The 17,705-nt window shown below is 62.9% G+C and carries 19 protein-coding genes; 16 read left to right on the forward strand and 3 right to left on the reverse strand.

Features of this window, described 5'->3' with window-relative positions:
- Nucleotides 1-16: 16 nt before the first annotated feature.
- The 14 genes from ruvC (at nucleotide 17) to ftsH (ending at nucleotide 12,661) form a co-directional block, all read left to right on the forward strand.
- On the forward strand, nucleotides 17-517 hold the full coding sequence (gene ruvC, locus CW354_RS10110) for a crossover junction endodeoxyribonuclease RuvC (protein ID WP_104829870.1): 501 nt from the start codon (nucleotides 17-19) through the stop codon (nucleotides 515-517).
- Nucleotides 518-1,150: a Holliday junction branch migration protein RuvA gene (ruvA, locus tag CW354_RS10115; RefSeq protein ID WP_104829871.1), complete on the forward strand. Its 633-nt coding sequence runs from the start codon at nucleotides 518-520 to the stop codon at nucleotides 1,148-1,150.
- A gap of 70 nt (nucleotides 1,151-1,220) precedes the next feature.
- Nucleotides 1,221-1,343 (forward strand): hypothetical protein, encoded by a 123-nt coding sequence (locus CW354_RS23940; protein WP_279303124.1) that lies wholly within the window; start codon nucleotides 1,221-1,223, stop codon nucleotides 1,341-1,343.
- The gene (gene ruvB / locus CW354_RS10120; protein WP_104829872.1) at nucleotides 1,336-2,370 is read left to right on the forward strand and encodes a Holliday junction branch migration DNA helicase RuvB; all 1,035 of its coding nucleotides are present in this window, start codon (nucleotides 1,336-1,338) and stop codon (nucleotides 2,368-2,370) included. The genes CW354_RS23940 and ruvB overlap by 8 nt, the downstream gene beginning before the upstream one ends.
- A 207-nt stretch (nucleotides 2,371-2,577) precedes the next feature.
- Entirely contained in the window at nucleotides 2,578-3,093 is a 516-nt protein-coding gene (locus CW354_RS10125; protein WP_104829873.1) for a DUF3592 domain-containing protein, read from the forward strand.
- A 59-nt stretch (nucleotides 3,094-3,152) separates the two neighbouring features.
- Nucleotides 3,153-3,578 carry a tol-pal system-associated acyl-CoA thioesterase gene (gene ybgC, locus CW354_RS10130; RefSeq protein WP_104830089.1) on the forward strand — a complete coding sequence of 142 codons (426 nt, stop codon included), beginning with the start codon at nucleotides 3,153-3,155 and terminating at the stop codon, nucleotides 3,576-3,578.
- 420 nt (nucleotides 3,579-3,998) lie between these two features.
- Complete coding sequence (gene tolQ, locus CW354_RS10135; protein WP_104829874.1) at nucleotides 3,999-4,715, forward strand: protein TolQ; 717 nt, start codon at nucleotides 3,999-4,001, stop codon at nucleotides 4,713-4,715.
- Complete coding sequence (gene tolR / locus CW354_RS10140; protein ID WP_104829875.1) at nucleotides 4,715-5,149, forward strand: protein TolR; 435 nt, start codon at nucleotides 4,715-4,717, stop codon at nucleotides 5,147-5,149. The genes tolQ and tolR overlap by 1 nt, the downstream gene beginning before the upstream one ends.
- Before the next feature lie 38 nt (nucleotides 5,150-5,187).
- Nucleotides 5,188-6,057 carry a hypothetical protein gene (locus CW354_RS10145; RefSeq protein ID WP_104829876.1) on the forward strand — a complete coding sequence of 290 codons (870 nt, stop codon included), beginning with the start codon at nucleotides 5,188-5,190 and terminating at the stop codon, nucleotides 6,055-6,057.
- A gap of 99 nt (nucleotides 6,058-6,156) precedes the next feature.
- Nucleotides 6,157-7,485 (forward strand): Tol-Pal system beta propeller repeat protein TolB, encoded by a 1,329-nt coding sequence (gene tolB / locus CW354_RS10150; protein WP_104830090.1) that lies wholly within the window; start codon nucleotides 6,157-6,159, stop codon nucleotides 7,483-7,485.
- A 296-nt stretch (nucleotides 7,486-7,781) separates the two neighbouring features.
- Entirely contained in the window at nucleotides 7,782-8,285 is a 504-nt protein-coding gene (gene pal / locus CW354_RS10155) for a peptidoglycan-associated lipoprotein Pal (protein WP_104829877.1), read from the forward strand.
- Nucleotides 8,286-8,434: 149 nt separating this feature from the next.
- The gene (gene ybgF / locus CW354_RS10160) at nucleotides 8,435-9,277 is read left to right on the forward strand and encodes a tol-pal system protein YbgF (protein ID WP_104829878.1); all 843 of its coding nucleotides are present in this window, start codon (nucleotides 8,435-8,437) and stop codon (nucleotides 9,275-9,277) included.
- Nucleotides 9,278-10,600: a tRNA lysidine(34) synthetase TilS gene (gene tilS / locus CW354_RS10165; RefSeq protein WP_104829879.1), complete on the forward strand. Its 1,323-nt coding sequence runs from the start codon at nucleotides 9,278-9,280 to the stop codon at nucleotides 10,598-10,600. It begins immediately after the preceding gene.
- Between the two features lie 123 nt (nucleotides 10,601-10,723).
- Nucleotides 10,724-12,661, forward strand: a complete 1,938-nt coding sequence (gene ftsH, locus CW354_RS10170; protein WP_104829880.1) for an ATP-dependent zinc metalloprotease FtsH — start codon at nucleotides 10,724-10,726, stop codon at nucleotides 12,659-12,661.
- Nucleotides 12,662-12,747: 86 nt separating this feature from the next.
- On the opposite strand, the gene CW354_RS10175 is transcribed toward ftsH, so the two are convergent.
- Together CW354_RS10175 and CW354_RS10180 are read right to left on the reverse strand one after the other, a co-directional pair.
- The gene (locus tag CW354_RS10175; protein WP_104829881.1) at nucleotides 12,748-13,866 is read right to left on the reverse strand and encodes a 3-keto-alpha-glucoside-1,2-lyase-like domain-containing protein; all 1,119 of its coding nucleotides are present in this window, start codon (nucleotides 13,864-13,866) and stop codon (nucleotides 12,748-12,750) included.
- Between the two features lie 79 nt (nucleotides 13,867-13,945).
- A complete protein-coding gene (locus CW354_RS10180; RefSeq protein WP_104829882.1) occupies nucleotides 13,946-14,770 on the reverse strand; it encodes a helix-turn-helix domain-containing protein in 825 nt (274 codons plus the stop codon).
- Between the two features lie 87 nt (nucleotides 14,771-14,857).
- Here CW354_RS10180 and folP point away from each other — a divergent pair, with 87 nt between their 5' ends.
- Together folP and glmM are read left to right on the forward strand one after the other, a co-directional pair.
- The gene (gene folP / locus CW354_RS10185; RefSeq protein ID WP_207764735.1) at nucleotides 14,858-15,673 is read left to right on the forward strand and encodes a dihydropteroate synthase; all 816 of its coding nucleotides are present in this window, start codon (nucleotides 14,858-14,860) and stop codon (nucleotides 15,671-15,673) included.
- 57 nt (nucleotides 15,674-15,730) lie between these two features.
- The gene (gene glmM / locus CW354_RS10190; RefSeq protein WP_104829883.1) at nucleotides 15,731-17,098 is read left to right on the forward strand and encodes a phosphoglucosamine mutase; all 1,368 of its coding nucleotides are present in this window, start codon (nucleotides 15,731-15,733) and stop codon (nucleotides 17,096-17,098) included.
- A 61-nt stretch (nucleotides 17,099-17,159) separates the two neighbouring features.
- Here glmM and CW354_RS10195 read toward each other — a convergent pair whose 3' ends face one another.
- On the reverse strand, nucleotides 17,160-17,705 hold the full coding sequence (locus tag CW354_RS10195; RefSeq protein WP_104829884.1) for a carboxymuconolactone decarboxylase family protein: 546 nt from the start codon (nucleotides 17,703-17,705) through the stop codon (nucleotides 17,160-17,162).

Below are 17,705 nucleotides of genomic sequence, written 5' to 3' on the forward strand. Positions count from 1 at the left end.
CCGTTATGGTCCGGCTATGAGCGCAGTGATTCGCATATTGGGCGTCGATCCGGGCTCGGCGGCCACCGGCTGGGGCGTCGTCGACATGGCCGGCGCGCGGCTTTCTTATGTGGCTTCCGGCGTCATTCGTCCCAAAAAGGGCGCGGCGCACGCCGAAAAGCTCAGCGTCATCTTCGAGGGCCTGCAAGCCGTCATCGCGGACTACGATCCGGGCGAGGCGGCGGTGGAGGAGACATTCGTCAACGCCTCGCCCCGCGACGCGCTGGTTCTGGGCCAGGCGCGCGGCGTCGCGCTCCTGGCGCCGGGGCAGGCGGGGCTTGCGGTCGCTGAATACGCCGCGAATTCGGTGAAGAAATCGGTGGTCGGCAAGGGCCATGCGGACAAGGCCCAGGTCGCGGCCATGGTGAAAGTGCTGTTGCCGAAATGCGGGGAGCTGGCGAGCGACGAGGCGGACGCGCTCGCGGTCGCGATCTGTCACGCGCATCATTATGGCATGCGAAAATTGGAGGCGTCTTAAATGATCGGCAGGCTGAAGGGTTTGGTCGTCACGGTCACGGAAGAGACGGCGCTGATCGACGTCAATGGCGTCGGCTACGAGATTTACGCGAGCCCGCGCGTTTTGCAGAATTTGGCGCCGGGCGAGGAGAAGGTTGTCTCCATCGAAACCCTGGTGCGCGAGGACATGATCCGGCTCTACGGTTTTCCGTCGGAGAATGAGCGTCAGGCGTTCCGGCTGTTGCAGAGCGTGCAAGGCGTCGGCGCGCGCCATGCGCTCGCCGTGTTGCAGGTCCTGGCGCCGTCTGAGCTATACGACGCGGTGACGGCGGAAGACGTGACCGCGGTCGCCCGCGCCCACGGCGTCGGCAAGAAACTCGCCCAGCGCATCGTCACCGAATTGCAGTCGAAGGCGGGCGCGCTCGCCGGCGCGACCGGCGAGGTCTATTCCCTCGCGGCGCGTAAAAAGGCGGCGGAGGCCGCGCCGTCCGATCCCGTTCTGGCGGCGAAAGCCGACGCGGTCTCGGCGCTCGCCAATCTCGGCTATGACGGCGTCGAGGCGCGCAAAGCCGTCGCCCGCGCGGCGGAAAGCATGGACAGTCCCGGCGTCGAAGCGCTGATCAAGGCGGCGCTCAAAGAACTGGCCGCGGCGTGAGGATTGGGCCGGAAAATATAAACAAGTTCCCTCTCCCCATCGGGGAGAGGGGTAGGGTGAGGGGGAAGAGATGGTGAAATTGGAAAACAACGGCGACATCTCTTCCCCCTCGCCCGAAATCAAAGATTTCGACCTCTCCCCGAGGGGGAGAGATAATGATTCGGCGCTAACCGGCAGCGAAAATAATGGCTGAACCCGCTTACGATAATGACCGGCTGATCGACGGCGAGCGCAAAGGCGAAGACGCCGATGCGGCGCTGCGCCCCAAGAAGCTCGACGATTTTGTGGGCCAGCCGAGCGCCAAGGATAACTTACGCGTTTTCGTGCAAGCGGCCCGTGCGCGCGCCGAAGCGCTCGACCATGTTCTCTTTCACGGGCCGCCGGGTCTCGGCAAGACGACGCTGGCGCAGATCGTCGCCAATGAACTCGAAGTGAATTTCCGCGCCACCTCGGGCCCGGCGATCACCAAGCCCGGCGATCTCGCCGCGCTCCTCACCAACTTGGAAGCTGGCGACGTGCTCTTCATCGACGAGATTCACCGCCTCTCGCCCGCGGTCGAGGAAGTGCTTTATCCGGCGATGGAAGACTTCGCCCTCGATCTCATCATCGGCGAGGGGCCCGCGGCGCGCTCGGTCCGCATCGAGTTGCCGCGCTTCACCCTGATCGGCGCGACGACGCGCTCAGGGCTCCTCGCCAAGCCTTTGCTCGACCGGTTCGGAATCCCTGTGCGCCTCGATTTCTATTCGGAAAAAGACCTCGCTCATATCGTCTCGCGCGGGGCGTCTCTGTTGAACGCGGAAATGTCCGCCGACGGCGCCGGGGAAATTGCAAGACGCGCGCGAGGCACGCCCCGCGTCGCCGGGCGCCTCCTGCGCCGGGTGCGCGATGTGGCGACGGTCGAAGGCGCCGGCGTGATTGACGCCATTGTCGCCGACAAGGCCTTGAAACGCCTCGAGATCGACAAGCTCGGCCTCGACCCGCTCGACCGTCGCTATCTTCGTCTGATTGCGGAGCATTTCGGCGGCGGCCCGGTGGGCGTCGAGACCATCGCGGCGGCCTTGGCGGAAGCGCGCGACGCCGTCGAGGATGTGGTCGAACCCTTCCTGTTGCAGCAGGGCCTTATCCAGCGCACCCCGCGCGGGCGCGTTCTCTCCGTCAGCGCCTGGACGCATCTCGGGCTCCCTGCGCCGAAGGAGTCTTCTTCCAGCCTGTTCGACTAATCCCGCTCATCCCCGCCCTTCAGCCTGAGGAGCAAGAAATCCTTCGTCCTTCGGGACGTTCGCTGCGCGAACCCTCAGGATGAAGGATTTCTTGCGTCTCGAAGGACGCCGGGATGAGCGGGGGGGCGGGAAGTTGATTAAGTTTGGTCATCATCTGGTGACCATTGCGCCGTACCCTGACGGGGCCATCAGGGGAGGCGCAAACACATGGGCGGATCGGTTTTTCTGACCCTTTTTTTCGGGCTGTTTCTGGCGGTCGGCGTCGGCATTCTGGGCTTCGGCCTGCATTCGCTGCACATGTCGCAGCAGGCCGAGCACTGGCCGACGACGCCGGGGACCATCACCGCGTCGGACTTCAAGGTGAATTCCGACAGCGACGGCGACACCTATCAGGCGAAAGTCGAGTACACTTATAATGCCGACAGCTATGAACGCACGGGCGAGAAAATCGTTTTCGGCTATGCGGCCTCGTCGAGCCGCGGTTTTCATCAAGACATTCACGACGCGCTGCCCGTGGGGAGCCAGGTCGCGGTGCGCTACAACCCGGCCAATCCCGACCAGGCCGTCCTCTCCTTCGGGGTCAACCAGTCGATCAAGTTTTTGATGATCTTCGGCGCCGTCTGGACAATGTTCACGCTCGGCATGGTCGCCATGGTCTGGCTCAGCGGCCAGGGCGCAACCACCCTTCTTGACAATATGCTGATCTATTCCACCGGACGCTGATGCGCCGGTCCTGAAAGGATGTCTTGCCTTGCGGGGGCGGGCGCCAGCATGATCGGCCCATGAGCGACAAGGTCTTCACCCTGCCGATCCGCATCTATTACGAGGACACGGATTTCTCCGGCGTCGTCTATCATGCTGCCTATCTCAAATTCTTCGAGCGCGGGCGCACGGAGGCTTTGCGCGAATGCGGCGTTCATCATTCCGAGCTTTTGGCGCGCGAAGAGCCGCTCGCCTTCGCCGTAAAGAAGATGACCACCGAATGGCTCGTCCCGGCGAAGATCGACGATATGCTTGAGGTCCGCACCCGGTTCGTCTCGGCCAAGGGCGCGCGCATGATCCTGGCGCAGGAAATCTGGCGGGAGGAAACCCTCCTGGCGCGCGCGGAGGTTGAAGCGGCGTGCATGTCCCTTGAGGGCAAGCCCCGGCGCCTGCCCGCGGATATAGCGACCAACTTGACCCAGAAGGGTGCGAAGCCTTCATCCTGAGGAGCAAAAATCCTTCGTCCTTCGTGACGCGCGCCTTTCAGGCGCGCCCTCAGGATGAAGGATTTTTGCGTCTCGAAGGGCATTAACCGTCATTAAACTTTGGAAATCGCCGTCTTGCGGGCGTTCGCCGGCCCTGCAATCGCCCAAATTCCGGCCATAAGGGGATTAAATGTAAAGGCGTTCGATGTTAACCATGGCCTGGGCGTTTTGAAGGAAAGCTGCGTTTGCCGGTTTTCCGTCTCAAAACGCCCAAATGTTGAATATAGAGCATCCTGAATGTCAGGATGCTCGAGGCCCGGCGCGGGGCGAACGCGTAAGAGGGCGGTTTGCGCCGATTTCCCGGGACTTAATGGGGAAAGCGGCGGAGAATTCTGTATGTCCCGCTCAGTGAAGCGGGCGGCTTGAGGGATAAGGTAAGCAATGGAAACAGAAGTCGTAAGCGCTGCAGCCGGAGTAGGGGGCGATTTCAGCCTCTGGAGCCTGTTCCTGCGCGCGGACCCGGTGGTGAAAACGGTGATGGGCATTCTCGTCATCGCCTCGGTCTGGTCATGGGCGGTGATCTTCAACAAGTCGATCACCTTCAGCCGCATCAAGTCGAAATCGAACAAGTTCGAAGACCAGTTCTGGTCCGGCAAGCCGCTCGACGAGCTTTACCGCAAGATCCGCGACAAGCAGGATCATCCCATGGCGCGGGTCTTCGCCGCCGCCATGGAGGAATGGGGCCAGACGAAATCGACCGGCCGCACCGACAGTCTCGTCGTCGGCGCGCGCGATCGGCTCGACAAGATTTTGAACGTTTCCGTTTCGCGCGAACTGGAAAAGGCGGAAAAGGATCTCGGCGTTCTCGCCACGGTCGGCTCGGCGGCGCCGTTTGTCGGCCTGCTCGGCACGGTCTGGGGCATCATGAACGCTTTTCAGGCGATCGCGCTCACCAAAGACACGAACCTCGCCGTCGTCGCGCCCGGCATCGCCGAGGCGCTGTTCGCCACGGCGCTTGGCCTTCTCGCCGCGATCCCGGCGGTGGTGGGTTACAACCGGTATTCCGCAGCCCTCAATTCCTTCGCCGTGCGCCTGCAAGGCTTCGCCGACGAATTCTCCACGATCCTGTCGCGCCAGCTTGACGAGAGGGCGCGCTGATGGCCGTCAATCTCAACACCGGCGGCGGGCGCCATCGCCCCGGCCATACAAAGCCCATGGCGGAAATCAATGTGACGCCGCTTGTCGACGTCATGCTCGTGCTGCTTATCGTTTTCATGGTCGCCGCGCCCTTGCTGACTGTCGGCGTCGCCGTCGATCTTCCCGAAACGTCGGCCAACCCGATCCAGGACCAGGGCGAGCCCCTGACGGTGACCATCTCCGCCGACGGCGTGATCTATGTGCAGGAAACGCCGGTGGAATACGAAAACCTCGTCGCGCATCTCGAGGCGGTGGCGACGGCCGGCTACGACCAGCGCATTTTCATTCGCGGCGACCAGAACCGCGCCTATGGCGATATTGTCCGCGTCATGGGCCGCATCAACGCCGCGGGGTTCCGCCGCATCGGTCTCGTAACCGATCCGGAAATGGAATAACGCATACGGACGTTTTGTAATCAGGGCCCGTAAGGTTCATGCGTTTTGGCCTCTTCGCATCGGTGCTGTTTCACCTCGCCATTATTTTTGGCGGGCTTGTCTGGCTGCCGTCCTTGCGCAAGCTGCCCGATGTGGCGCCGGAGCCTTACATTCCCCTCGAGCTTATCGAGGAGGCTGAGCTCGATCTCAAAACCAGCGTGCCGGCCGCCGCGCCCGAACCCGTCGAGGAAGAAGAGCCGGAACCGGATCTGCCCGAACCTGTTGAGGAAGACGAGCCGGCCCCGGCGGAGGAGGCTTCCGAGCCGGTCTCCGAACCGGAACCTGAGCCGGAGCCGGTCGCAGAGGAGCCGGAGCCCGAACCCGAGCCGGTAAAGCCTGAGCCGGAGCCTAAACCCGAGCCGCCTAAGGAAACGCCGAGCGTGAAGCCGGAGCCCAAAAACGACGAGCTTGATCTCGACGCCCTGTCGAAACTGATCGACAAGGAGCGCGAGACCGAGCAGGCGCAGCAATCGCGCGAAGCGCCCTCGCAGACGACGGAACAGGCGGACAAGGCGCGCCCGGCCATCGGCGCCGGCGACCGTCTCACCGCCAGCGACGAAGCCAAGCTGAAAGCGGCCATGGCCGGGTGCTGGAATGCGAGCGCGATCATCGGCGCGCCGGAGCCCGAAAGGCTTCTCGTCGTCATCGATTTTGAATTGAACCGCGACGGCACGCTCTCCTCGCCTCCGAGGGTGGTGAACGAGCTGCAAATCAATCTATCGGGAAATCGCTTCTGGCGGGTGGCGCAGCGCGAGGCGGTGAGCGCGGTGGTCAAATGCGCGCCTTATGATTTTCTGCCGCCGGAGCGTTACGAGACGTGGAAGGAATTCCGCTTTAATTTCAGTCCATCCGACATGGTTGGGCGCTGACGCGCATGCCGGAAACGTGTAAAGCGGGTTTTCGTCGAAATGCGCGTTGAACAAAATTTGGGCGAACAGTTTTCAGGGGGCCTGAAAGAGAGCAGCGATATGAAAAAGTTTTTGACCATCCTCCTGATCGCCGTCGGGGTCTTTGTCTCGCCGGCTTTCGCGCAGCGCGCGACCATCGACATCACGCAAGGCAATGTCGATCCGATGCCCGTCGCGGCGCCGGATTTCATCGGCGCGGACGATCAGACCATGGGGCTCGGGCGCGACATCACCGGCGTCATCATGAACGATCTCGACCGGTCGGGCCTGTTCCAGGTGATCGACCAGCGCGCCTATATCCAGAAACCCGAAAGCGTCAATGAACGCCCGCGTTTCGCCGACTGGCGCCTGATCAAGGCGCAGGTTCTGATCGTCGGCGAGGTGCAGGAGCTCTCCGACGGACGCATCCAGGTTTCGACCCGCGTCTGGGACGTCTATTCCGACGAACAGCTCGGCGCCGTCGCTTTTAAAACGCCCGCCGACAACTGGCGGCGCGCCGCGCACAAGGTTGCGGATTTCGTTTATAAAACGCTCACCGGCGAGAGCGGCTATTTCGATACGCGCGTCGTTTTCGTGCATGAGACCGGGCCGAAGGAGAATCGCGTGAAGCGCCTGATGATCATGGATCAGGACGGCGCCAATCCGATTCCCCTGACCGACGGGCTCAACTATCAGGTGCTGACGCCGCGCTTTTCGCCGACGCAGCAGCAGATCACCTATATGGCCCTTTTCGACAACCGGCCGGGCCAGGTTTATCTCTTCAACATCGAAACCGGCGAACAGGAACAGCTCGGCAATTTCCGCGGCATGACCTTCGCGCCGCGTTTCTCGCCGGACGGGCGCGAAGTTTTGATGTCGATGGAGCGGAACGGCAATTCCGACATCTTCATCATGGATCTGTCGACGCGGCGCTTAACGCGCCTCACCGACAATCCGGCGATCGACGTCTCGCCGACCATGTCGCCGGACGGAAGGCGCGTCGCCTTTACCTCGGACCGCGGCGGCACCCAGCAGATCTATACGATGAACGCCAACGGCACGAACCAGAAGCGCATCACCTTCGGCCAAGGCCGCTATCAGACGCCGGTCTGGTCGCCGCGCGGCGATCTCATCGCTTTCACGCGGCAATATAACGGGCGCTTTTATATCGGCGTCATCCGCCCCGACGGATCGGGCGAACGTCTCCTGACGGAAAGCTATCTGGAGGAAGGGCCGACCTGGTCGCCCAATGGCCGGGTCATCATGTTCTATCGCCAGACGCCGACCCGGCGCGACGGCTCGGGCGGGCAAACCCAGCTCTGGTCGGTTGATCTGACCGGCAGAAATCTCAGACGGATCAAAACGCCCGGCGACGCATCGGACCCCGCCTGGTCGCCGCTTTTGCCTTAACTCGTTCGAATCGGGAGGTTTTTCTGGTCAATCGTAACCGAAAATTCATTTTCGCGCCGGAACGGGCGTTCTTGATTGCTGGCGCGGGTCTCGCTACGATTCAGATGTTGGTTAAATTTTATCCTTTGACCGACACTGAATTGTAATGCGGGGGACTTAAACCTTCCGTTGCAAGTATGCGCCACAATAGCGTGCGGCATTGTGTGAAATGTGGCTTAGGGGCGGGGGCGCGCTCGCCGGGCCGGATCAAAAAGCCCAGCGGTTGAAACCGGTGACTGGGGAAGTGGAGCTGAAGAATGAACAAATTTTTGAAAGTGGCTGGAATTTTCGCCTCGCTGGCGCTGATTTCCGCCTGTGCATCGACTGGACCTGACGTCGACACGACCGATAGCGCCGACACCATGGTCGACACCGGCCCCTCGGGCCCGGTTCCGGGCACCCAGGCCGATCTCGAACAGTCCGCCGGTCATCGCGTGTTTTTCGCGTTTGATCAGTACACCCTGACGCCGGAAGCGCAGTCGACGCTCGCCAAGCAGGCGGCCTGGCTGAAAGAATATCCGGAAACCCGTATTCTCGTCGCCGGCAATTGCGACGAACGCGGCACCCGCGAATACAACCTCGCGCTCGGCGCCCGCCGGGCCGAAGCCGCAAAATCCTATCTCGTGAGCCTCGGCGTCGACGCCGCGCGCATCACCACGGTGTCCTACGGCAAGGAACGCCCGATCGACCCGCGGTCGACGGAAGCGGCCTGGTCGCTGAACCGGAACGCCACGACGACGATCACGTCCACCGGCGCGTAAGCGCGTTGGCGGCGCCGTCAGGCGAAGAAATGGGGGCGCGCCGTTACGCCGGCGCGCCTTTCTTTTTGTAATTTGGCCGCAGAAACGTTTTTTCGCCTTGTTTTCGTGGCATAGTGAATACGCTGCTGTTTTGGGTTTGAGGTAAGATCATGACTTCGATCGGAGCTGGTTTAAAAACTGGGCTGCTGGCGCTCTGCGCCGCGCTTTTCGTCGCCGGGCCCGCGAGCGCCGGCACGAAAGACGACATTCGCGATCTGCAGGCGCGCCTTGCTGCGGCCGAGCAGGCGCTGGCGGCGCAATCGCAGACCACGGTGAAAATCTCCCAGCTCGAGCGGCAGATCCAGCAACTGACCGGCCAGGTCGAAGAGTTGAGCTACAGGCTCGATCTCGCCAATCAGCGCCTCGATGCGGTGAGCGCGGTTCTTGCGGGCGACGCCAATTATACGCCGCCAGGCGATTACAGCGGCGCCGGGGCGAGCGGTCCCGGCGGGGGGCCTGTGTCGCTCGTGCCCGGTTCGGATGCTGAAGAAGGCGGCGAGGACCCCATCGGCAAACAGATCGCGCAATCGTCTGAACAGGCGGCGCCGGACGACGTCTCGCTGCCGCTCGATCCCAATGCGGCGTTCGATTACGCCTCCAGCTTCCTGCTCGCCGGCGACTACGCCCGCGCCAAAGCGGCCTTCACCATGTATGTGGAGGCGTTCCCCAATCATCCGCGTACGGCGGATGCGCAATTCCGCCTCGGTGAAATTCATCTGGCGCTGGGTGAAAACGCGGCCGCCGCCGACGCCTTCATCGCCCATATCCGCAATTATCCGAACGACCCGCGTTCGGCCGAAGCCTATCTGAAGCTCGGCACGGCTTTCGCGCGGCTCGATAAGACCAAGGAAGCCTGCACGGTGTTCAAGACCATGAAGTCGAAACATCCGAATGCATCTTCGCCGGTCCTGCAGCGCGCCAATCTCGAAATGGCGCGCATCGACTGCAAGTAATTGGCGACGCAGAACGCGCTGACGCCGGAGGCTTTCGCCGCGCGGCTCGATGCGCTGGTCCCCCCGAAAAAACTGGCGCTCGCCCTGTCGGGCGGGCGCGATTCCGTCGCGCTTTTGCAGCTTTGCGCGGACTATGCGCGGCGCAAAGGGCTCGCGCTTTTCGCCTATACGGTCGATCACGGGCTGCGGGCCGAAGCGGGGCGGGAAGCGCAACAAGCCGCCGGCTGGGCGCGCGCAGCCGGCGCCGCGCATCGCATTTTAAAATGGACGGGCGACAAGCCCGCAAGCGGCGTTCAGGCGGCGGCGCGCAAGGCGCGCTATCGCCTCATGATCGAGGCGGCGCAGGCGGACGGCTGCGAAGCGCTGGTGACGGCGCACACGTTGGACGATCAAGCGGAAACGCTTTTCATGCGGCTTTCCCGGGGCGCGGGGACAAACGGTCTCGCCGCCATGCGCGAAGAAACCCTCGCGGCGAGCGGCGCCGGCGCGCCGATCCGCCTGTTGCGCCCGCTGCTTTCTTTTTCGCGCGAAAACATCACGCAATGGCTTGGGGCTATCGGACAGGACTTTGTCGACGACCCGTCTAATCTGGACCCAACCTTCGAGCGGGTGCGCGTGCGCGCGGTCTTGGCGGCGCTTGGCGAACAGGATCTGTTGACGGGGGCCGCGCTTGCAGAGACGGCCGCAAAAGCCGCGAAAGCCGCAGACCGGCTGGCGGGCGAGGAAGACGCGCTCTTCGATCGTTTCGGCGGCTGTTTTTACGGCTGGGGCGGCGTCTCGCTCGATCGCTGGCGGGGTGATGCGCCCGGGTCCGCCGGTCTCGCCCGGCGGCTCATTCATGCGGCGGGCGGCGGCGAGTTTGCGCCCGATGAGGAGGCCGCCGCAGACGCGGTGGAGAACGCCGCCGAGACGGGCGGGGGCGCGCTTGGCGGCGCGCTCATCCGTCTTTTTAAGGGCCGGCTCTGGTTCTTGAGAGAGCCGGCGGCGCTCCTCGGCCGCGCCGGCCAGGCTGCGGCGTCGCCCGAACCGCTTGAAGGCGCGCTCTTATGGGACCGCCGTTTCATCATCTCGGTCCGGGGAGAGTCTGAAGGGCTCGAAATCGCGCCCCTCGGCACAGCGGCGCCGGAATTTCTCGGGGCCCGGGCGGGGCTTTTCAGGGGGCCGGCGGAAGGGCTCTCCGCCCTGCCGGGGCTTTATCAGCGCGGCGTATTGATTGGCGCGCCGTCGCTCCCATTTATGGGCAAAGGGCCAAAGACGGCGGGCGCCGCCGCAACGTCGCTGGCCAAGGAACGCTATATGGGCGGAATTGTTAGGTTTTATTAGATTTGGCGGGTTTTGCGCCATTTATCATGGCGCTGGCATTTCTTAACGCCTATCTAATAAGCTCTAATTCAGTGCGGATCGGCGCGCCGCCGGAAGGGCGGGCGACGAAAGGAACGGGATCGAATGAACGGACGCAATCTACTTATCTGGGGCCTTGTCATCGTCTTTTTCGTGGTGGCCCTGCAATTGTTCGAGTTTTCGACCCCCGGCCCGCAACAGACCCAGCTTAAATATTCGGATTTCATCCAGCGGGTGGACGCTGGCGGCATCAGCACCGCCGCGGTGTCCAAGGGCGAGGTCACCGGCGAGCTCGCCGACGGCAGCGCCTATGTCACCACCATCCCCGAAGACGGCCAGATCACCATCGCCGACAAGCTCGATGCGGCGGGCGTCGACACCGAAATCCAGAAAGAAGAAGAGCTGCCGCTCCTGCTCTCGCTTCTGATCAATATTCTGCCGCTTTTAATCTTCCTCGCCTTCTTCCTGTTCATCATGCGTCAGATGCAAGGCGCGGGCGGCAAGGCCATGGGCTTCGGCAAGTCCAAGGCGAAGCTTTTGACCGAGCGTCAGGGCCGCGTCACTTTCGATGATGTCGCCGGCATCGACGAGGCGAAAGAAGAGCTCGAGGAAATCGTCGAATATCTGAAAGACCCGATGAAGTTCCAGCGCCTCGGCGGCAAGATCCCGAAAGGCGCGCTGCTTGTGGGCCCGCCGGGCACCGGCAAGACGCTGCTCGCCCGCGCCATCGCCGGCGAAGCGAACGTGCCGTTCTTCACCATCTCGGGCTCCGACTTTGTCGAAATGTTTGTCGGCGTCGGCGCGAGCCGCGTGCGCGACATGTTCGATCAGGCGAAAAAGAACGCGCCCTGCATCATCTTCATCGACGAGATCGATGCGGTGGGCCGTCACCGCGGCGCCGGGCTCGGCGGCGGCAATGACGAACGCGAGCAGACCCTGAACCAGCTTCTCGTCGAGATGGACGGTTTCGAGGCGAATGAAGGCATCATTCTCATCGCCGCCACCAACCGTCCCGACGTGCTCGATCCGGCGCTGTTGCGTCCGGGCCGCTTCGACCGTCAGGTCGTGGTGCCGAACCCGGATGTGGCGGGCCGCGAAAAAATCCTGAACGTCCACGCCAAGAAAGTCCCGCTGGCGCCCGATGTGAACATCCGCACTATCGCGCGCGGCACGCCGGGTTTCTCCGGCGCCGATCTCGCCAATCTCGTCAATGAGGCGGCGCTCCTCGCCGCGCGGCGCGGCAAACGCTTCGTCACGGCGAAGGAATTCGACGATTCCAAGGACAAGGTCATGATGGGCGCGGAGCGCCGCTCCATGGTGATGACCGAGGACGAGAAAAAGCTCACCGCCTATCACGAGGCGGGCCACGCCATGGTGTCGATCTGTGTTGAGGGCAACGACCCCGTGCACAAGGCCACCATCATTCCTCGCGGCCGGGCGCTCGGCATGGTGCAGTCGCTGCCCGAACGCGACCGCTATTCCATGACCCTGCAGCAGATGACCGCGCGCATCGCCATGGCCATGGGCGGGCGCGTCGCCGAAGAGCTGAAATTCGGCCGGGAGAAAGTGACTTCCGGCGCCTCCTCCGACATCGATCATGCGACCAAAATCGCGCGCGCCATGGTCACCCAATACGGCCTTTCCGAAAAACTCGGCCCCATCGCCTATTCCGAAGACGAGGGCGAGGTTTTCCTCGGCCAGTCGATTGCGCGGAACAAGTCGATCTCCACCGAGACGGCGAAGCTCATCGAGGACGAAATCAAGCGTTTCGTCACCGAAGGCTATGAAAAGGCGAGACAGGTGCTGACCGACCGCCGCGATGACTGGGAGCGGCTGGCGCAGGCGCTGCTCGAGTTTGAAACGCTGACCGGCGAGGAGATTCAAAAGCTCCTTAATGGCGAAACCATTGTCCGCGAAGACCCTTACGATCCGAAAGATCACACGCCGCCCTCATCGGTGCCGAACACCGGCGCCCCCGCCGGCGGCAAAAAGAAAGACGACGACGGAACCGGCGGCATGGAGCCGAGCCCGCAAGGGGCCTAGCCGATAAAATAGAACGGCGTCCGCGCTTGGGGGTGCGGACGCCGCCTTTCATAGCCGCCAGCGCGTATGCGCCGGCGGCTATTCTTTTAAAAGCCGATGCCGTTTTGGTCTGCGATCGCGCCCGCAAAGGCCCAGCCGCCGAAGGTTTCCGACACGGCGATCATCAGTTCATTGTCGCCCTGTTTAAGATCAAGACCGGCGATGTCGAAAAAGCCGACCGTGCCGAGAAAGCGGTAATCGCGCACCGCCCAGCCGGCGTCGCCGAAATAAACGCGCTTGCCGTTGAGATAAATCCGTACACGGTCGGAATAACCGAAGCGCAGTTCTTTCATCTGCGCCGCATCGGAATTGATGGTGAGGCGAATAAAGACCGTTGAATCGGCGCCCGGCAGCCGTTCGTGCAGTCTTGAGATATTAGCGATTCCGTTGGTTTCGACCGCGAGCGGCGCCCAGGAAAGGTCGGCGCCGGCGGAAGGGCGCAGCGTCAGCGCATCGGCGATTTCCGCTTCGGGAAAGACCGACGAAACGGACCATTTTTTGATCAGCCCTTCCGGCAAGGGGGCCGTTTCTTTCGCTTCGCCGACGATCTTTTCGCCTTTGCGCAAGGGGCGGAAGACGATGTTCGAAAACCGGACGGTTGCGGCCCCCGTGACGCGCAAGCCCACATAGCCGGATTTCACATCGGTTTTGAGGTCCGGCACATGCAGGGCGGGCTCATCGCCGTTGAAATAGAAATCCGCCTTGTCGCCTTTGACGACGACTTTCACATGGTTCCAGTCATCGTAATTTTGCGACACGGGCGCGATGGCGTTTTCATCGGAGAAAATCTGCCAGGCGGAATTGCCGTTTTCGACGGGCGTGTACTGCACCGCATCGGGCTTTTCATTGAGGTGAGAGCGGAAATAGATTTCTTCGAAACGCCGGTCGCTTTCGGCGCGCCAGAGAGGGCCGATAAAGCCCTGAACCTCGTCGTAAGCGGCGTCGAATTCGATGACGCCGTCCTTGAACGCAATGTCGTCGAGCCAGACGCGCCCGCCTTTAAGGACAAGAATCTCGCGGCCATTATACGTTTCGGCGCGGGCTTCCTGGGCGGTCACGCGCCAGGTCTTGCCGTCGAAATCGAGGGTTTCCGGCGCGCTTCCGCTTTGCGCGCATGCGCAGACAGGCGTCAGGGAGAGGAAAAGAGTTGCAGGCGTTAATCGCATTGCTGGCTCCGCATGAAGGTGGGAAGCCAGCTTGGCCTATTGCGCGGGCGCGGTATTGCAAAAAGCGGACAAGGCCGGGTTAAAGCAGGGCGCGCCGTTCGGCGTGAAACGCCGTGGGGGTCAGCCCGGTTTCCGCTTTGAAGGCGTTGATCATGTGCGCCTGGTCGTGAAAACCGGCGCCGGCGGCGATGTTCGCCCAGTCGGGCGCCGCATGTCTTTCGGCGGCGAGCGCGGCGGCGGTGATCTGCAAATAACGGGCGTAAGCCTTGGGCGCGCAGCCGACATGATCGGCGAAGCGGCGGCGCAAATGGCGCTCGCTGACCCCGAGCGCGCCTGCAATCTCGCGCAGGCGAATCCGCCCCTCCGTCTTGCGCATTGTTTCGGCGGCCCTGCTTTCGGGTCCGTTCTTAAAGGCGCGTCCTTGCGTGAAGCGCTGCACATCGTCTTTCAGCGCATCGAGGACGGAAAAAGCATCGGCGGTTTCGCCAAGCCGCAGCGTGCGCGCGCAGGCGTCCGTCAGGACCGGAGGCGCGTTTGCAATAGCGGCATTCGAATAATCGGCAGGCGCGATCCCGAAGAGGGCGGCGGAGACTTCCGGCTTTAACCGGACGGCGATGAGCTCTTCCCGCGGCGAAGGGCGATACTGCTTCGCCTTGTAATAGGGGCCGCAGACAACGACCCGCAATTCGCTGACCTCGCCGTCAAGGGTTCGCCGGCGCAAGAGTGCAAGGCTCGGCTCGCCATGGGGGAGAAGCCGGTGCGCGCAGGGCGCGCCGGCGCCGGCGGCGCTGATCCAGGCGAGATCGGCGGGTGCTTCAGGCCCGTCCGCAATTTTCCACGCGCGGTACTGGCCCAGCGCATGATCCGGGGCGTCAACGCCGCTAGGTTTTAAAAGGCTCGCCATTGCGGGAGCTTAGCGGAAAGCCCATAAAACCGCATCAAGCGGTGCGGCGAAACGGCGTTTAATCGCGCCGTGTTGAAAGGAGAGGCGATGAAGGCCTGGCGGATCATGGGCGTCGTTAATGCGACGCCGGACTCCTTTTCGGATGGCGGACAGTTTCTCGACGCGCAAGCCGCGCTCGCGCACGGGCTGAAGCTTGCGGAAGAAGGCGCCGACATTCTCGACATTGGCGGGGAGTCGACGCGGCCCGGCGCCGATCTCGTCGCCGTCGAGGATGAAATCGCCAGAACCGTTCCGGTGATCGAAGGGCTGGTCCGCGAAGGCGCGGACGCCGTCATTTCCATCGACACGCGAAAGCCGGATGTCGCCAAAGCGGCGGTGCAGGCCGGCGCGTCGATCTGGAACGATGTCACGGCGCTTTCTTTCGCGCCGGACAGTCTTGAAACCGCGGCGGCGCTCTCCTGCGACGTTGTTTTGATGCACGCGCAGGGCGATCCGAAAACCATGCAGAAAGATCCGTACTATGACGATGTGGTGGAGGAGGTTTACGCCTATCTCGCGGCCCGCATCGAGGCTTGCGTCAAGGCCGGCATAGACGAGCGCCGCATCATTACCGATCCGGGGATCGGGTTCGGCAAGACGCTCGAGCACAATCTTCTCCTGCTCGGCAATCTGGATCGGTTCTGCGCGCTCGGCCGGCCGGTCCTCCTCGGCGCGTCGAGGAAGCGCTTCATCGCCGCCCTCGACAGGAAGAGCCCCGCCGAGAGCCGTCTCGGCGGCTCGCTGGCGGCGGCGCTGGCGGGGCTGCGTCAGGGCGTCTCCATTTTCCGGGTGCATGACGCCGCCGCCACAAGGCAGGCGTTAACCGTCGCTAACGCCATAGAAAATCCTCAATTTTCCCGTTAAGGCATTGATCAAGCCCTTATGCTAGGATCGGGGCGAAGACCAGGGAGCTCATGGCCCATGCGGGGCGACGACCAGATGACCGGCAAGCGGGAAATTTTCGGAACGGACGGCGTGCGCGGCCTCGCCAATGCGGGCGCGATGACGCCGGACAACATCCTGGCGCTCGGCCTCGCCGTGGGGCGGGTGTTCAAAAACGGCGCGCACCGCCATCGCGTGGTGATCGGCAAGGACACGCGCCTGTCCGGCTATATGATCGAGCCGGCGCTGACGGCCGGTTTCGCCGCTTCGGGCATGGATGTGTTTTTGCTGGGGCCTTTGCCGACGCCGGCCATGGCGATGCTGACGCGGTCCCTGCGCGCCGATCTCGGGGTGATGATCTCCGCCTCGCACAATCCTTATGAAGACAACGGCGTTAAATTTTTCGGGCCCGACGGGTTCAAGCTTTCCGACGAAACCGAGCTCGAAATCGAGCGGCTGATGAAGGAAGGCCCCGATGCGGGGCTTGCGGGCTCGGCCGATCTCGGCCGGGTGAAACGCGTCGACGATGCGCGCGCGCGTTATATCGAATTTGCAAAGGCCGCTTTCCCGCGGCGCTGCTCGCTCGACGGCGTGCGCGTCGTCATCGATTGCGCGAACGGCGCCGGTTACAAGGTCGCGCCCACCGTGCTCTGGGAGCTCGGCGCGGAAGTGAAGGAGATCGGGGTCGAACCCAACGGCTTTAACATCAACCAGAATGTGGGATCGACGGCGCCGAAGAAAATGCAGGAGGCGGTGCTCGAATATCGCGCCGATATCGGCATTGCGCTCGACGGCGACGCGGACCGGGTCATCATTGCGGATGAACGGGGCCGGCTTGTGGACGGCGACCAGATCCTGGCGCTGATCGCGCGCGCCTGGAACAAGAGCGGCGATCTGAAAGGCGGCGGCGTCGTCTCCACCGTGATGGCCAATATGGGCCTCCATAAATTTCTCGAAGGCCAGGGCTTGTCCTTGAGGCGCACCAAAGTCGGCGACCGTTACGTCGTCGAGGAGATGCGCGCGAGCGGCGCCAATGTCGGCGGCGAGCCGTCGGGCCATGTGGTCCTGTCCGATTACGGCACGACGGGCGATGGGCTCGTCACGGCGCTGCAGGTCCTTGCCGTGGTGGTCGCCGAAGGCCGCAAGGTCAGCGAGGTCTGCAATTGTTTCGACCCGTTCCCGCAAATCCTCAAGAATGTCCGGTATAAGGGCGGCGATCCTCTGGAGGCCGAAGGGGTCAAGCTTGCGATCAAGGCGGGCGAGGACAAATTCGGCGAGAAAGGCCGTCTCGTCATCCGCAAATCCGGCACCGAACCTTTAATCCGGGTCATGGGCGAGGGCGAAAACGGCCCGCTTGTGCAGGCGGTGGTGGACGATATCTGCGCCGCTGTCGAAGCGGCGGCTTAAGCTCCCCGAATCTGAAAAAACGGCCGGGCGCGGGGAGCCCGGCCGTTTCCACGCCCCCAGGTTACGCAGCTTCCTGCGTGCGCACCACGGGGAAATCGATATCCGTTTGAGCGACGTGATTGATGTAATTGGTGAGAATATTGGCGACCGCGACCGCGACGGTTTCCACGATCTCGCCTTCGCTGAGCCCTGCATTGCGGGCGTCGGAAAGATCCGCGTCCGAGACGAGGCCGCGCTTGTCCACGACGGCGACGGCGAATTTGAGAATCGCATTCAGTTTGGGATCGGACGACCGGCCTTGAAGGCGCGCGGCGATTTCCGCCTCGTCCACTTTGATGCTTTTTGAAATCGCCGAGTGAGCCGAAGCGCAGTAATCGCAGGCGTTTGCGCCGGCGACGGCGAGCGCCAGCGCCTCGCGGGTTTCCGGGGTGAACGAGCCTTCGCCGAGCGTGTCATTGAAATTGAGCGCGGCGGCGAGCACGGCCGGCTCATGCGCCATGACGCGGTAAAGATTCGGAACCATGCCGACTTTCGACTTGATGGCGGTGAAGAGATTGGCGGCGTCGGCGGAAGCGGCGTTGTCTGAAATCTGGGTAAGGCGGGACAT

Origin of the sequence: Hyphococcus luteus, assembly GCF_002943565.1 — a bacterium.
Taxonomy (GTDB): Bacteria; Pseudomonadota; Alphaproteobacteria; order Caulobacterales; family Parvularculaceae; genus Hyphococcus; species Hyphococcus luteus.

What these genes read in the sequence shown, in the direction of transcription:
- ruvC (WP_104829870.1), top strand. Translation starts at nt 17, where the DNA reads ATGAGCGCAGTGATTCGCATATTGGGCGTCGATCCGGGCTCGGCGGCC.
- ruvA (WP_104829871.1), top strand. Translation starts at nt 518, where the DNA reads ATGATCGGCAGGCTGAAGGGTTTGGTCGTCACGGTCACGGAAGAGACG.
- CW354_RS23940 (WP_279303124.1), top strand. Translation starts at nt 1,221, where the DNA reads ATGGTGAAATTGGAAAACAACGGCGACATCTCTTCCCCCTCGCCCGAA.
- ruvB (WP_104829872.1), top strand. Translation starts at nt 1,336, where the DNA reads ATGGCTGAACCCGCTTACGATAATGACCGGCTGATCGACGGCGAGCGC.
- CW354_RS10125 (WP_104829873.1), top strand. Translation starts at nt 2,578, where the DNA reads ATGGGCGGATCGGTTTTTCTGACCCTTTTTTTCGGGCTGTTTCTGGCG.
- ybgC (WP_104830089.1), top strand. Translation starts at nt 3,153, where the DNA reads ATGAGCGACAAGGTCTTCACCCTGCCGATCCGCATCTATTACGAGGAC.
- tolQ (WP_104829874.1), top strand. Translation starts at nt 3,999, where the DNA reads ATGGAAACAGAAGTCGTAAGCGCTGCAGCCGGAGTAGGGGGCGATTTC.
- tolR (WP_104829875.1), top strand. Translation starts at nt 4,715, where the DNA reads ATGGCCGTCAATCTCAACACCGGCGGCGGGCGCCATCGCCCCGGCCAT.
- CW354_RS10145 (WP_104829876.1), top strand. Translation starts at nt 5,188, where the DNA reads ATGCGTTTTGGCCTCTTCGCATCGGTGCTGTTTCACCTCGCCATTATT.
- tolB (WP_104830090.1), top strand. Translation starts at nt 6,157, where the DNA reads ATGAAAAAGTTTTTGACCATCCTCCTGATCGCCGTCGGGGTCTTTGTC.
- pal (WP_104829877.1), top strand. Translation starts at nt 7,782, where the DNA reads ATGAACAAATTTTTGAAAGTGGCTGGAATTTTCGCCTCGCTGGCGCTG.
- ybgF (WP_104829878.1), top strand. Translation starts at nt 8,435, where the DNA reads ATGACTTCGATCGGAGCTGGTTTAAAAACTGGGCTGCTGGCGCTCTGC.
- ftsH (WP_104829880.1), top strand. Translation starts at nt 10,724, where the DNA reads ATGAACGGACGCAATCTACTTATCTGGGGCCTTGTCATCGTCTTTTTC.
- CW354_RS10175 (WP_104829881.1), bottom strand. Translation starts at nt 13,866, where the DNA reads ATGCGATTAACGCCTGCAACTCTTTTCCTCTCCCTGACGCCTGTCTGC.
- CW354_RS10180 (WP_104829882.1), bottom strand. Translation starts at nt 14,770, where the DNA reads ATGGCGAGCCTTTTAAAACCTAGCGGCGTTGACGCCCCGGATCATGCG.
- folP (WP_207764735.1), top strand. Translation starts at nt 14,858, where the DNA reads ATGAAGGCCTGGCGGATCATGGGCGTCGTTAATGCGACGCCGGACTCC.
- glmM (WP_104829883.1), top strand. Translation starts at nt 15,731, where the DNA reads ATGCGGGGCGACGACCAGATGACCGGCAAGCGGGAAATTTTCGGAACG.
- CW354_RS10195 (WP_104829884.1), bottom strand. Translation starts at nt 17,705, where the DNA reads ATGTCCCGCCTTACCCAGATTTCAGACAACGCCGCTTCCGCCGACGCC.